The sequence below is a fragment of the Dactylosporangium sp. CA-233914 genome (assembly GCF_050942935.1).
Taxonomy (GTDB): Bacteria; Actinomycetota; Actinomycetes; order Mycobacteriales; family Micromonosporaceae; genus Dactylosporangium.
In genome coordinates, this window is record NZ_CP192030.1 from 8,367,422 (window position 1) to 8,380,331 (window position 12,910).

The 12,910-nt window shown below is 71.8% G+C and carries 14 protein-coding genes; 6 read left to right on the forward strand and 8 right to left on the reverse strand.

The features are described from left to right. Nucleotides 1–167: 167 nt before the first annotated feature. Together ACQPY0_RS37410 and ACQPY0_RS37415 are read left to right on the forward strand one after the other, a co-directional pair. Entirely contained in the window at nucleotides 168–590 is a 423-nt protein-coding gene (locus tag ACQPY0_RS37410) for a MarR family winged helix-turn-helix transcriptional regulator (protein ID WP_432971773.1), read from the forward strand. Next, entirely contained in the window at nucleotides 587–2,269 is a 1,683-nt protein-coding gene (locus ACQPY0_RS37415; protein ID WP_432971776.1) for an MFS transporter, read from the forward strand. Before ACQPY0_RS37410 ends, ACQPY0_RS37415 begins: the two co-directional genes overlap by 4 nt. A gap of 89 nt (nucleotides 2,270–2,358) precedes the next feature. Here the strand turns inward: ACQPY0_RS37415 and ACQPY0_RS37420 are convergent, their stop codons facing one another. From ACQPY0_RS37420 to ACQPY0_RS37435, 4 genes are all read right to left on the reverse strand, one after another. Next, nucleotides 2,359–2,553: a ferredoxin gene (locus ACQPY0_RS37420; RefSeq protein WP_432995519.1), complete on the reverse strand. Its 195-nt coding sequence runs from the start codon at nucleotides 2,551–2,553 to the stop codon at nucleotides 2,359–2,361. A gap of 33 nt (nucleotides 2,554–2,586) precedes the next feature. Continuing rightward, nucleotides 2,587–3,804: a cytochrome P450 gene (locus ACQPY0_RS37425; RefSeq protein ID WP_432971779.1), complete on the reverse strand. Its 1,218-nt coding sequence runs from the start codon at nucleotides 3,802–3,804 to the stop codon at nucleotides 2,587–2,589. A gap of 190 nt (nucleotides 3,805–3,994) precedes the next feature. Continuing rightward, the gene (locus ACQPY0_RS37430; protein WP_432971782.1) at nucleotides 3,995–4,522 is read right to left on the reverse strand and encodes a hypothetical protein; all 528 of its coding nucleotides are present in this window, start codon (nucleotides 4,520–4,522) and stop codon (nucleotides 3,995–3,997) included. A 66-nt stretch (nucleotides 4,523–4,588) separates the two neighbouring features. Continuing rightward, nucleotides 4,589–6,805, reverse strand: coding sequence for a choice-of-anchor J domain-containing protein (locus ACQPY0_RS37435; protein ID WP_432971785.1), 2,217 nt, complete (start codon nucleotides 6,803–6,805; stop codon nucleotides 4,589–4,591). Between the two features lie 468 nt (nucleotides 6,806–7,273). On the opposite strand from ACQPY0_RS37435, the gene ACQPY0_RS37440 reads away from it, so the two are divergent. Genes ACQPY0_RS37440 through ACQPY0_RS37455 form a run of 4 tightly spaced genes read left to right on the forward strand, consistent with a single transcriptional unit; the run spans nucleotide 7,274 to nucleotide 9,269 of the window. Next, entirely contained in the window at nucleotides 7,274–7,696 is a 423-nt protein-coding gene (locus tag ACQPY0_RS37440) for an STAS domain-containing protein (protein ID WP_432971788.1), read from the forward strand. A 23-nt stretch (nucleotides 7,697–7,719) separates the two neighbouring features. After that, nucleotides 7,720–8,565, forward strand: a complete 846-nt coding sequence (locus ACQPY0_RS37445) for a helix-turn-helix domain-containing protein (RefSeq protein WP_432971791.1) — start codon at nucleotides 7,720–7,722, stop codon at nucleotides 8,563–8,565. Then, nucleotides 8,562–8,981: a VOC family protein gene (locus ACQPY0_RS37450; protein ID WP_432971794.1), complete on the forward strand. Its 420-nt coding sequence runs from the start codon at nucleotides 8,562–8,564 to the stop codon at nucleotides 8,979–8,981. The genes ACQPY0_RS37445 and ACQPY0_RS37450 overlap by 4 nt, the downstream gene beginning before the upstream one ends. Nucleotides 8,982–9,011: 30 nt before the next feature. Beyond that, nucleotides 9,012–9,269 (forward strand): hypothetical protein, encoded by a 258-nt coding sequence (locus ACQPY0_RS37455; RefSeq protein WP_432971797.1) that lies wholly within the window; start codon nucleotides 9,012–9,014, stop codon nucleotides 9,267–9,269. Here ACQPY0_RS37455 and ACQPY0_RS37460 read toward each other — a convergent pair. The 4 genes from ACQPY0_RS37460 to ACQPY0_RS37475 all read right to left on the reverse strand — a co-directional run bounded on the left by ACQPY0_RS37460 (nucleotide 9,266) and on the right by ACQPY0_RS37475 (nucleotide 12,809). After that, nucleotides 9,266–10,486, reverse strand: coding sequence for a glycosyltransferase (locus tag ACQPY0_RS37460; protein ID WP_432971800.1), 1,221 nt, complete (start codon nucleotides 10,484–10,486; stop codon nucleotides 9,266–9,268). The genes ACQPY0_RS37455 and ACQPY0_RS37460 overlap by 4 nt on opposite strands. A 51-nt stretch (nucleotides 10,487–10,537) precedes the next feature. Further along, the gene (locus tag ACQPY0_RS37465; protein ID WP_432971803.1) at nucleotides 10,538–10,891 is read right to left on the reverse strand and encodes a histone-like nucleoid-structuring protein Lsr2; all 354 of its coding nucleotides are present in this window, start codon (nucleotides 10,889–10,891) and stop codon (nucleotides 10,538–10,540) included. Between the two features lie 228 nt (nucleotides 10,892–11,119). Beyond that, the gene (locus ACQPY0_RS37470) at nucleotides 11,120–11,506 is read right to left on the reverse strand and encodes a hypothetical protein (protein ID WP_432971806.1); all 387 of its coding nucleotides are present in this window, start codon (nucleotides 11,504–11,506) and stop codon (nucleotides 11,120–11,122) included. A 175-nt stretch (nucleotides 11,507–11,681) separates the two neighbouring features. Next, the gene (locus ACQPY0_RS37475) at nucleotides 11,682–12,809 is read right to left on the reverse strand and encodes a serine hydrolase domain-containing protein (RefSeq protein WP_432971809.1); all 1,128 of its coding nucleotides are present in this window, start codon (nucleotides 12,807–12,809) and stop codon (nucleotides 11,682–11,684) included. Between the last annotated feature and the right edge of the window lie 101 nt (nucleotides 12,810–12,910).

The window sequence follows — 12,910 nt, forward strand, 5'->3', positions numbered from 1 at the left end:
GCACGTGCCCGAAGCGTCAGACATCAAAACCCGCCACTTGACGGAACCGCGCGGTCGCCGGTGACACCGCCACCCAAGGTCTCGGCCAACGGCACCTCCTGGACGACGATCCGGAGGGGGCGCCACGCCAATTCGTCAGTCCAGGTTTATCAGTCTACATTTAGTATATGGAGATCGAGAGCACCGCCGCCGCGCTGCAGATCGCCGTCGGGCGGCTGGTCAGGCGGTTACGGCAGACGCATGTGCCGGGCGATCTGACGCTGTCGGAGGCCTCGGTGCTGTCGCGGCTGGACCGCGTCGGCCCGGCCGCGCCCGGGGAACTCGCCGGCCACGAGCGGGTCAAGCCGCAGGCGATGGGCACCACGCTGCAGGCCCTCGAGCAGCGCGGCCTGGTGAGCCGCTCCCCCGACCCCAGCGACGGGCGCCGCGTCCTCATGAGCATCACCGACGAGGGCCGCCGGCTCATCACCGACCGCCGCTCGCTCAAGACCCAGGCCCTGGCCGAGGCGATCGGCCACCTCAGCGCCGCCGAGCAGGCGTCCCTGGTCGAGGCCGCCCGCCTCCTGGACCGCCTGGCGGAGGAGCTGTGAGCATCGCGACGCTCACCGAGACCCGGCCCGACCGGTACAAGTGGATCGCACTGTCGAACACCACGCTCGGCATGCTCATGGCGACCATCGACTCCTCGATCGTCATCATCTCGCTGCCGGCCATCTTCCGCGGCATCGGGCTGGACCCCCTCGCGCCGGGCAACATCGGCTACCTGCTGTGGATGATCATGGGGTACCTGCTCGTCTCCGCGGTGCTGGTCGTCGCGCTCGGGCGCCTCGGGGACATGTTCGGCCGCGTCCGGATGTACAACCTCGGCTTCCTGATCTTCGCCATCGCCTCGGTCGCGCTCTCCTTCGACCCGTTCCGCGCCGGCGCCGGGGCGATGTGGCTCATCTGCTGGCGCATCGTGCAGGCGTTCGGCGGGGCGATGCTCACGGCCAACTCGGCGGCGATCCTCACCGACGCGTTCCCGGCGCGCCAGCGCGGCATGGCGCTGGGCGTCAACCAGATCACCGCGCTCGCCGGGCAGTTCCTGGGCCTGCTGCTCGGCGGGGTGCTGGCCACGATCGACTGGCGGGCCGTGTTCTGGGTCAGCGTGCCGGTCGGGGTCGTCGGGACGATCTGGTCGTACCGCAGCCTGCGCGAGACCGGTGAGCGCCACCGCGCGAGCGTGGACTGGGCCGGCAACCTCACCTTCGCCGCGGGCACCGCGCTGATCCTCGCCTCGATGACGTACGGCATCCAGCCCTACGGCGGCCACCCCACCGGCTGGACCAGCCCCCGCGTGCTCGGCGGCATCGGCCTGGGCGTGCTGCTGCTGATCGCGTTCGTGGTCATCGAGTCGCGCGTGGCGCACCCGATGTTCCGCCTGGCGCTGTTCCGGGTCCGCGCGTTCGCCGCGGGCAACCTGGCCGCGCTGCTGGTCGCCGTCGCCCGCGGCGGCATGCAGTTCATGCTCATCATCTGGCTGCAGGGCATCTGGCTGCCGCTGCACGGCTACCAGTTCGAGGACACCCCGCTGTGGGCCGGCATCTTCATGCTGCCGCTGACCGCCGGCTTCCTCGTCGCCGGCCCGATCTGCGGCTACCTCTCCGACCGCTTCGGCGCCCGCCTGTTCTCCACCACCGGCCTGCTGCTGGTGGCGGCCTCCTTCGCCGGGCTGCTGCTGATCCCGATCGACTTCCCGTATCCGCTCTTCGCCGGCCTGCTGCTGCTCAGCGGCCTGGGCCAGGGCATGTTCTCCGCGCCGAACACCTCGGCGATCATGAGCAGCGTCCCGCCCGGGCAGCGCGGCGTCGCCTCCGGCATGCGCGCCACGTTCCAGAACGCCGGCACGTCACTGTCCATCGGCGTGTTCTTCTCGCTGATGGTGGCCGGCCTGGCGAGCACGCTGCCGCAGACGCTCACGACGGGCCTGTCCGCCCAGGGCGTGCCGCACGACGTGGCCGCTTCGGTGGCCGCCCTGCCGCCGGTGAGCACCCTCTTCGCGGCGTTCCTGGGCAGCAACCCGGTCGAGCACCTGCTGGCGCCCAGCGGCGTGCTGCCGACCCTGCCGCCCGCGAACACCGCGACGCTGACCGGCCACGAGTTCTTCCCGAACCTCATCGCGCAGCCGTTCCACGACGGCCTGGTGGTGGTGTTCGGCGCGGCGACGCTGATGACGCTGCTGGCCGCGGTGGCATCCGCCTCCCGCGGCCGGCACGTCAAGCAGGTGTGACTGCGGCGTCGCGGCGTCCGTTTGGCTCCTCAACCGTAATACACGCGTCCAAATCGTGACCGCGAACCTTGCCGAGCGTGGACCCCACGTTACTCCTCGACGCTGAGCGCGCCGGAGGGGCACCCGAGCACGGCCATGCGGACCGCCTCGTGCCGCTCCTGCGGCGGCTGCTCGTCGAGGAGTTCGACGAGCCCGTCCTCCTCGCGCTGGTCGAAGACGTCGGGCACGTTGAGCACGCACATGCCCGAGGCCACGCACACCGAGGTGTCGGCCCGGACCTTCATCACCACACCACCTCCATCACCACGCCGCCTTCATCACCACACCACTGGGACCCGGTCGACCGCGCCCGTGAGCCGGTTGTTGTGGACCTCGATCTCGTCGACGTCCACGGCCAGCCGCAGGCCCGGGAAGCGGCGCAGCAGCGCCGGGAACACGGTGCGCAGCTCGGTGCGGGCGAGGTTGGCGCCGATGCAGACGTGCGCGCCGTGGCCGAACGCGAGGTGCACGTTGGGCCGGCGGTCCACGTCGAACTCGGCCGGGTCGGCGAAGACGCTCGCGTCGCGGTTGGCGGCATTGCTGGAGATGATGACCGCGTCGCCGCGGGCGATCGTGACGCCGCCGACCTCGACGTCGTCATGGGCGTAACGCAGCAGCCCGAGACCGCCGGGCGCGGTGATGCGCAGGATCTCCTCGACGGTCGCCGCGACCTCGCCGTCGGGGTCGGCGAGGAACCGGTCGCGCCGGCGCAGGTCCGCGAGCAGCAGCAGCGTGCCGAGATCGATGCGGGTCGACGTGGTCTCGTGCCCCGCGAAGATCAGCCCGGCCGCGAGCCGCGCCACCTCGTCGTCGGCGAGCGTCGGGTCGTCGGCCTGTGCCGCGACGAGGTCGGAGATGACGTCGGGCTGCGGGTCCGCGCGCTTGAGGTCCGCCAGCCCGGAGGTGTACTCCCTGAACTCCGCCATCGCCGCCTGCGCGTCCGCGCCGCCGTCGATGAGCCCGACCCGCTCCGACAGCCGCCGGAAGTGTCCCCGGTCCTCGTAGGGCACCCCGAGCAGCTCGCAGATCACCAGCACCGGCAGCGGGAACGACAGCAGCTCGTGCAGGTTCACCGGCTCGTCGGGGTGCGCATCCCGGGCGGCCTGCATGTCGTCGAGGCAGCGCTGGGTAAGCTCTTCGATGTGCGCGCCGAGCCGGCGCATCCGGGCCGCGGAGAACGCGGGCGCGAGCATGCGCCGCATCCGGGTGTGCTCGCGCTCCTCGGTCTCGTAGTCCCCGGTCGGCCCCTCCTGCAGCGCGGCGTGGGTGATACGCGAGGCCCGCTCGGGCTCCGGGTGCGAGCGCCCGAACCGCTTGTCCCCGAAGATCTGCCGCGCCTCGGCGTAGGCGGTCACGAGCCACGCCGGGTCCCCGGCGGGCGTGGTCACCAGCGTGATCGGCGCCTCGCGGCGCAGCACGTCGTAGAGCGGGGCGATCTGCAGGACGTTGGGCCGGTCGAACGGCAGCCGCAGGGCCGCCTCCGTCGTAGCGGTCATGAGGTTCTCCCGATGAACAGCAATCATCGATATTGATCGATGAAACACTACCACGCGTCACGCACCTCTGGCCTAGCGTATCTCCCTGCCGGTATTCGCAGTTGCTGACAAAAGGACCGCCACCCACGCCGCTCATGCCCCGGAGGGCGGGATTCAAGCGGGCCGCGGCGTGCGCCGCCGGGGTGAGTTGTCAGCCACCCGCCCGGGTGAGGGCGTCGAGCAGCTCCGCACCGGCCTCCCGGTGCGCGACGATGGCACGCACCGTGTAGCCGCGCGCCGAACGGGCCCGCGGGTCCAGGCCCGCCGCGAGCAGCCGGTCCAGCAGCCGCAGCCGCGCGGGGCCGGGCGCCAGCCACGGCAGCAGGTGCAGCAGCGTCAGGCCGTCCGGGAACGTCACGCGGGGATCCATCCCGGCGTCCAGCAGCGCCTCCACCGTGCCGGCGTCGCCCGCCTCGATATGGTGCTGCAGCTCGGCCCGGAAGGCGCGCAGGGCGCGCGGCAGGGTGCGGCGGGAACCGGTGCGCCAGGCCAGCGCCGCGCCGGCGCAGCCGCCCGGCGGATCGCCGCCCAGTGCGTGCAGGGCCAGTTCGCGCTCGACGTGGCCGGGGCGGTCCACCGCGGTGAGCCGGCCGCCGGCGAAGCGGAGCTCGTGCCACTCCCCCTCGCACCGCACGCGGACGAGCGGCATTTCCAGCGGTGGCTTCGGCGTCTGCGGCACCGCCGAATCCTAAAGCGGCCCCACCGTCCGCGGTGGACGATGGGGCCGCCTTCAGAACACCAACCGTCAGGCTCCGCCGCCGCCCGGCTGGACGACGCCGTTCACCGTGAGGGTGTACGGCGCGTACTGCTGCACCTGCTCCGTCGGCTCGTCGTAGACCACGATGGCCACGACCTTCGGGAACAGCGACAGCAGCGCCAGCTGGATCCAGTTGAGCTGCAGGTTGTTCTGGCCGTTGAACTCGAACTGCCACGCGAAGGCGTGGGCCTCGTCGATGCCGACGAGCTTGACGTTCCAGTTCTTGACCGTGGTCGGCTTGATCTGCGTCGGCGACTTGAACGGCGCCAGGCTGGAGCCGTCGCTCAGCAGCGTGCCGCCGAGCTTGATGTCGTCGAGCAGGAGGCCGCCCTCGTTGACGCCGCCGTCACTGACGTAACGGAAGGCCACGAGGATCGACTTGCCGGCGTACGCCGACAGGTCGAAGTTGTGCGGCTCGAACCCGGTCGTCGTGCCGTTCAGGCCGGGGCCGAGCGGCGCGTCGACGGTCTTGTCACCCGGGATCGAGGTGTACGTGCTGCCACCGTCGGTCGACACCTGCACGTAGCCGTAGTCGTAGCCGAGCTCGGCGCCGTACTTCGCGAGGAAGGACAGCGTCGGGTTGGTGGTCGGCACGGTCACCGACAGGACCGCGGATGCGTCGGTGTTGTTCGCGTTGCCGGAGAACAGCACCGAGTTGCCGGAGCGGTCGGGGTCGTTGTTGACCAGCGTCCAGGCCAGCGGCAGGGTCGGCAGGGACGTGGCGCCACTGAACTTCAGCGAACGCAGGTCCTTGCCGGCCAGCGCCTTGCCGTTCTTCTGCAACAGGACGTAGTCCGCACCGTTCGGGGCCGCACCGGGCTTGTCGTTGGAGTGCGGGTTGTCCAGGTTGACCGTGGAGCGCAGGCTCTTGGACGTGACCTTCTTCTTGTCGGCGCCCAGGACGATGCCCCACTGCGAGTCGCCGACAATCTTGTCGAGCAGCACCATGCTCTGGTAGTCATGCAGGACCGAGTAGACGTCCTTGGCGCCCTCCGCCTTCACGGCGGCGTCGAGGCTCGCCAGGCCCTGCAGATCACCGTCGCGGTGGAGCCGCTCGATGATGTCCTGACCGAAGCGGTCGTAGAGGTACAGCATCAGCTCGTAGGCGTTGCCGTAGTCGGCGAGCACGCCGTTGCCGTTGGTACCTTCACCCCAGAGGTTGAGCGAGTTCTGGGCACCGTTGCAGTCGCGCGGGTTCGGGTTGTACGGCGTCTGGACGCCACCGAAGCCCTGGAAGCAGTACAGGTGGCTGTCGCCGCCCTTGTCGAAGACCGTCTTGGTCCCGTCGACGTACCCGGTGAGCGTCTGCGCGAAGTCCGACAGGCCCTCGTTCATCCAGGTCGTCTCGTTCGGGTCCGAGTAGTACTCGACCAGGTGCTGCCACTCGTGCGCGAACGTACCCTCGTAGAGGCGCGGGCGGGCCGGGCGGCTGGTGCACAGGTCCGACGTCGGCGCGTCCACCGGGTTGGCACCGGTGCGGTGCTCCCAGTCGTAGGCGTCGATCGTCATGACGTTGCGGTCGAACAGCTCGTTGAACTGCGAGGAGAAGAAGCCGGCGATGTAGGTCGGCGCGGCCGGGAAGTTGTAGTAGTTGTCGTCCCGGACGTTGTCGACCAGCGTCACCGTCTTGTTGCCGGCGCCGGTGTAGACGCCACCGTTGCCGCTGCTGTCCGGGCCGAGCAGTGCGTTGCTGCCGTCCCGGTCCGGCGGGGTGGCGAAGGCGGCGGTCTCCTTCGGGTACATGTTGGTGTCGAACTCCTTGATGAAGTTCGCCACCTGGGCGTCGGTCACCGTGGTGGTGTTCGCCACCTGGTTGCGGCAGTCGCTGGCCGGGAACGAGGTGTCGACGGCGACCCAGACCTCAATGTGCTCGCCGACACCGCGAAGGACGTAGTCCTTGCGGTACAGCGTGCCGTTGAAGTCGTCCGAACCCAGCCACTGACGAACGGTGCCGACCGCCGGCGTGCCGGCGGCGGCGAGCGTCGAGCGCTGCTGCGCCTTCGTGCTCGCCATCTTCGACGTGTCGACGACCTTGCCGTCCAGCGTGAAGTTCGTGCGGGTCATCTCCCGCACGTCGGACACGCCCGCGGACGCCTTCTCCGGGGCCTTCGCCGGGGCCGCCAGCGCCGGCGCGGCCGGCAACGCGACGAGCACCGGGATGGCCAAGGCGACAGCCGCGGTCGTGGCCAGGCCTTTTCTCACCATGAAACCTCCTTACGACGACACGCGGAACCGAGCGGGTTCACCGCTGGCCCCGGGCGCCGGGTTCGAGATCGTATTGACAACGCACACTATCGTCGCCGTCCATACCGGTGGGCGCCACGCCGAAGGCCGAAGGGTTTTCGCAAGGGGTTGGCACTCTTGCCGATTGCCACAGAACCGTGATTATCGTCAATATCGCACGGCAGGCGAGCACGGCCGGGGTCATCCATGAAGGTCGATCACTCAGCGTGACGGTCGGATCGCGGTAGCTCGAAACCGTGACGCGCGAACCGGTCATCGGGTTGCACACCGGGGCGAAATCGCGCCGGAATCATCCGGCCGGGCGACGGTCGCCGCCGTCCAGACGATCACCCACCGCGACGTCCGGTGGTGCGGGCACCGGCCGGACGGCCGGGGTTACCGGCTGGACAGCGGTTCACCCAACGTCACCGCAATCCGTATCGTCGCATCATGGCAGCACTGACCCTCGCGGTGGAACGACTCGCTGCCGCCACGGTGTTGTCCTGTCACGGGGCGCTGGTGGCGGCCAGCGCGATGCAGCTGGAGACGGCACTGTCCCAGGCGCTGCTGCGACCGGAGCTGCGCATCGTCGTCGATCTGGCGGCCGTCGCCACGATTGACGGCACCGGCGTGACGATGCTGCGCGTGACCGCGGGCATCGCCGCCGAGCAGGGCGGCTCGCTGGTCCTGGCCGCGCCGAACGCGCAGGTCGTGCACACGCTGCGTGAGGGCGGGACGCTGAGCACCATCCCGACGTATCGCACGGTGCAGGCCGCCCTCGCCGACGACGCCACCGAGCAGATCACCGAGCCGGACCTGGCCCCGCCCACGACGACCTGGCCGATGAACCGCTCGGACCGCCGCACCGCCTGAGCGCCGGGCTTAGGCTGGGGCGCATGGAGTCGGCGCACGTTCGCTGGCGGCCCGCCCCGGCGGTCCGCCCGCACGCGGCCTTCTACACCGGCTACGCGCAACGCGGGCTTCCGCCGGGCCGGCACCGGGGCCTGCCCTCGCCGTACCTCACGCTCGTCATCACGCTCGACGAGCCGCTGCGGGTCGCCGCGCACCCCGACCCGGCGGCACCGCCCGGGGTGTACGACACCCTGGTCGGCGGCCTGCACACCACCCCGGCCCTCATCGAGCAGGAGGGCACCAGCTCCGGCATCCAGATCGCCCTGTCGCCGCTGGGCGCCCGGGCGCTGCTCGGCCTGCCCGCCGGCGAGCTGGCCGGGGCCGACCTCGACGGCGCCGACGTGCTCGGGCCGCTCGCGGCCGAGCTGCGCGAGCGCGCCGCGCTGGCCGCGAGCTGGCCGGACCGCTTCCGCGTCGTCGACGAGCTGCTGACCCGGCGCGCCGACGCCGGCGGGGCACCCGCGCCCGAGGTGGCGTTCGCCTGGCGGCGGCTGTGCGCGACCGGCGGGGCGGTGAGCCCGGCGGAGCTGGCCGCGCAGACGGGGTGGAGCGGGCGCTACCTGGCCCGCCGCTTCGGCGTCGAGATCGGCCTGTCGCCGAAGGTCGCCGCCCGGGTGGCCCGCTTCGACCGGGCCCGGCGGCTGCTGCAGGACGCGGCCGGCGCGTACCCGCTCGCCGAGCTGGCCGTGGCCTGCGGGTACTACGACCAGGCCCACCTCACCCGCGAGTTCGCCGCCCTGGCCGGCCTGCCGCCGGCGCGCTGGTGGGCGGCGGAGTTCCGAAACGTGCAATCGCCGGTGGACCTGGCCGCGGCAGACTCGGCTGTATGAGTGATGACGACAAGACCCCGCCGCCGCAGGTGTGGCCCACGCTGCGGGCGCGCGACGCCCGCGCCCTGATCCGATTCCTGGTCGACGCGTTCGGCTTCGAGGAGACCGCCGTGTACGGCGAGGGCGACCTCGTCGAGCACGCCCAGCTGAGCTGGCCCGAGGGCGGCGGCGTCATGCTGGGCAGCGACCGCGACGCCGGCGCCTCGCCCTGGAAGCTCACGCCGGGGATGGCCGGCTGCTACGTCGTGTGCCGCGACCCCGACGCCCTCTACCGCCGCGCGACCGCCGCCGGCGCGACGGTGCTGCGGGAGCTCAACGACACCGACTACGGCTCGCGCGAGTTCGCGGTGCGCGACCCGGAGGGCAACCTGTGGTCCTTCGGCACGTACCACGGCGAGCCCCGCGCCGCCGTGTAGTGTTCCGCGCCCCGGCTCCGACCTCTGGGCATGACGAGGTTCCTGCTGTTGCACGCCGAGGGGGCGGCGCCGCCCGCCGACCTGGCCGGTGAGCTGCTCGACTGCGGCTGGATGACCGACCCGGGCCTGACGGTGGCGGTCCGGGGCGGCACGGGCCCGGGGAGTTTCATGTCGTACTGGCTGATCGACGTCGACTCGCTGGAGCGCGCGGTGGAGATCGCCGCGGGCACCGGCGGGCCGGTGTCGATCCGGCCGCTCATGAGCGAGCGCCTCGGTCCGGACCTTTAACCGCGCGGCCGGACGGCGACGAGCTCGCCGAGGAGGCGCTTGAGCGCCGCCAGGTGGGACGGGGGGTAGACGCGGCCGGCCGGGTCCATCACCTGGCGGACGCCGCGCAGGAGTCGCCACGCCTCGTCGGCGTGCCCGAGCTGGGCGAGCGCCTGGGCCTCGAGCCAGTCACAGTACTGCCGATCGACGCCCTGCTCCCGCAACTGCCGGGCGAGGAACACCACGACGTCGTCGTGCCCGGCCCCCAGCAGCAGACGGGCCAGCGCGTCGGTGCCGAGCACCCACTGCCGGTCGCCCAGGGCCGTCCGCCCGCGGAGCCGCTCGAACGCGTCGACGGCCTCCTGCAGCCTCCCCGCCCCGACGTAACTGCGCCCAAGGTCAAGCAGCGTGATCGCCACCAGCTCATCACGCCCCGCCCCGCCCTCACATCCCGCACGCCCGTCGACACCACCACTCACCACACGCCCGCCAGCGCCGCCCTCACTCCCAGCAGACCCACCCCCACTCGCCACACGCCTGCCGACACCACCACTCACCGCACGCCCACCGGCACCACCCTCACTCCCAGCAGACCCACCACCACTCGCCGCATGGCCGCCGGCGCCGCCCCCGCTCTCCGTCGCGGCCATTTCCGACATTTCCGATTTATCGCCCAACTCGGCCAGGACCCGCTCGGCGATGGCGATGTTGCGCTCGGCCTTGCGGCGGCGGAGTTCGGGGTTCTCGTAGCCGTGGTGCACGATGTGCAGCGCCTCACGCGGGACGGAGGGCCAGGCTCCGTCGCCGGGCAGAAGCCGCTCGTGGACGCGGCCCTCCCAGTGCACGGCGGCGGGGCGGAAGAGGCGGGGCGCGCTGTGGGTGTACGGCAGATCGTCGTGCCGGTTGTCGATCCGCACCAGCAGCGCACCGGCCCGGGCACCCCGCAGGACGGCGCGCAGCCGCCGCGGGGCCGCGACCGCCCGGTCGTCCGCGTCGATGCTGAGCACCCAGTCCGGGTGCCCGGCCGCCGCGACGGCCTCGTTGCGCGCGGCGGCGAAGTCGTCACGCCACTGCCCCGTGCTGACGGTGGCGCCGAGGGAGCGGGCCAGCGCGACGGTGGCGTCGGCCGAGCCGGTGTCGTGGACGTGCACGCCGTCGACGACACCGCCCAGCGACGACAGGCAACCGGGGAGATTCGCCGCCTCGTTGCGGACGATGAGCACCGCGACCAGGTTCACCCCTGCCCGATCGGCGCCGCCCGCCCGGCCTTGAGAAGGAACGGGCCGCTATTAACGGCCGCTGGCGGCGTGATACTGGTCGACGATCTCCTGCTTGATGCGGCCGCGGTCGGAAACCTGGAATCCGGCACCCTGGGCCCATTCCCGGATGGCCCGGTTCTGGTCACGGTCCCCGCGCGTGGTGCCGCGCCCCCGGCCGGAGGCGGTTCGGGCCCCAACGGTCGCGCTGCGCCCAACCTTGGTGCCCGCGGAAATGTAGGGCTTGAGCGCCGCGCGCAGTTTCTCGGCGTTCTTCTTGGACAGGTCGATCGAATACTGCACGCCGTCGAGGCCGAACGTCAGACTCTCATCCGCGGGCTTACCGTCCAGATCGTCGATCAGTTCCTGGATAACACGCTTGGCCATACGGCCGACCTCCCATGGGTGACTGGGACCACTTAGGAAAAGGAGCCCGGTGGAAAACAGTATCGCCAATAGATTGATTTCCCGCCAGATAGCCGGGGAAATCAGTTCTTCACCGATCGTGTCGGTTCAATTACAAGGTCGGCACCGCCGCCTTGACCGGTCTAGGCTAACCGCGTGAGCGCACCGCCGCCGGACTGGGGCCCGCCTGCTCGTCGCGTAGCTGGAGTTCTACTGGGACGCCCACCTGTGGCCGCGCCTGAAAGGCCGCACGGACCCCGAATACTTCTGGGAGCCGGTCGCCGGCTGCTGGAGCGTGCGGGCCGGTGACGACGGCCGATTCCGCGTCGACGGCGCCGCCACCCGCGCCACGCCGCCGCCGCCGACCACGATCGCCTGGCGCATGATGCACCTCGCCGTCGGCTGTTTCACCACGCGGACGAGCGCGTTCTTCCCGCCGCCCGGCACCGGCCGCGCCGCGTTCCCGGCCCGCCGACCGGGACCGGCCGCGCCGCGTTCCTGGCCGCCGGCGAGCCCGGCGACCCCGACATGTTCGACCCGGGCCACGTTCCCGGGGATCTCCCGCACGACGCGGCCGGCGGCCCGGCGATGCTGCACGACAGTTACCGGCAATGACGCGATCGCATCGCGGCCCTCGACGACGAGGCGATGCGGACCCCGCTGGGACGCCGGGGCGCCTATTTCTCCGCCGATCCGATGGCGGCGGCCTGATCGCGCACGTGAACCGCGAAACGATGCACCACGGCGGCGAGATCGGCCTGCTCCGCGACCTTTACGGCCGGATGTGACCGTCCCGATTCGCGGGGTTCGGCGGATTGGGCGGCACCGGCGGGCAGGCGGCCAGGACGGCCTCGCTGACCGCATTCTGGGCGGCGGCGCCGTCGTGGCGGGGCTCGAGGAGGTTCGTGAGATACACCATCACGAGCCGGCGCGTCGGGTCCGCCCACGCCACACAGACGTTGCTGCCGTTGTGGCCGAAGGTGAGCGGGCTCGACGTGCGGCCGAACGGGCGCGGCCGGTCCGCATCCAGGCCGGGGCCGCCCAGCTGGAACCCGTGTGACCAGCGGATCGGCAGGCGGATGAGCCCGTCGACGGTGCCGTCGCTGGTGGGCGTGGTCGCGACCGCGAGCGTCGCCGGGCTCAGCAGCCGCCCACCGCCGGCGACCAGCTGCGCGTAGAGCACCGCGAGGTCGCGGGCCGTGGTCGAGACCCCGGCGGCCGGGATGACGGCCCGGCGGGTGGAGCGGCGGTTGAGATACGCGGCGGCGACCTGCGGCCCCGTTGCGCGCCCGTGGATCGGCACGTGCCGGCCCCAGTGCTCGTCCGGCAGCCCGAGGTACGTGTCGCGCATCTCCAGCGGGTGCAGGATCTCCGCGGCCAGCAGCTCACGGACCGGATCGCCGGTGACGCGGCGCAGGAGCTCGCCGAGCAGGAAGCCGTAGCTGACGTACTGGTACGCGGGCCCCTCCCCGGCCGCGAACCGCGGGCGGGCCCGCTCGACCGCCCGCACGGACGCGTCCCAGTCGGTCATCGCCAGCGCGTCGAGCAGCGAGGAGCGGGCGACGGGCAGGCCGGAGCGGTGCTGGAGCACGTGGCGCACCGTGATGCGCTCCTTGCCCCGCGCCGCGAACTCCGGCCAGTGCGTGGCGAGTGGGTCGTCCAGGCCGAGGGCGCCGCGCTCGACGAGCCGGTGCACGAGCAGGGCCGCGAACGGCTTGCTGGTCGAGAAGATCCAGAACAGCGCGCCGGGCCCGCAGCCATAGGCGCGGTCGAGCACCACCGTCCCGTCGCGGACCACGCAGAGCTGGGCGGCGCCGCCGCGCGCCCGAGCGAGACCGGCCGCGGCCTCCAGCCAGTCGCGGTCGATGTCTGCGGTGTCGCGTTCGCCCCAGTCGAGCACGGCACCAACCTACCCGGCGAGCCGGTAACCACCCGTCCGGCTGGCAAAGGCTCGGCGAGGGCGAAGCATGATCCGGCAGTACGGCACCACGGACGGAGCAG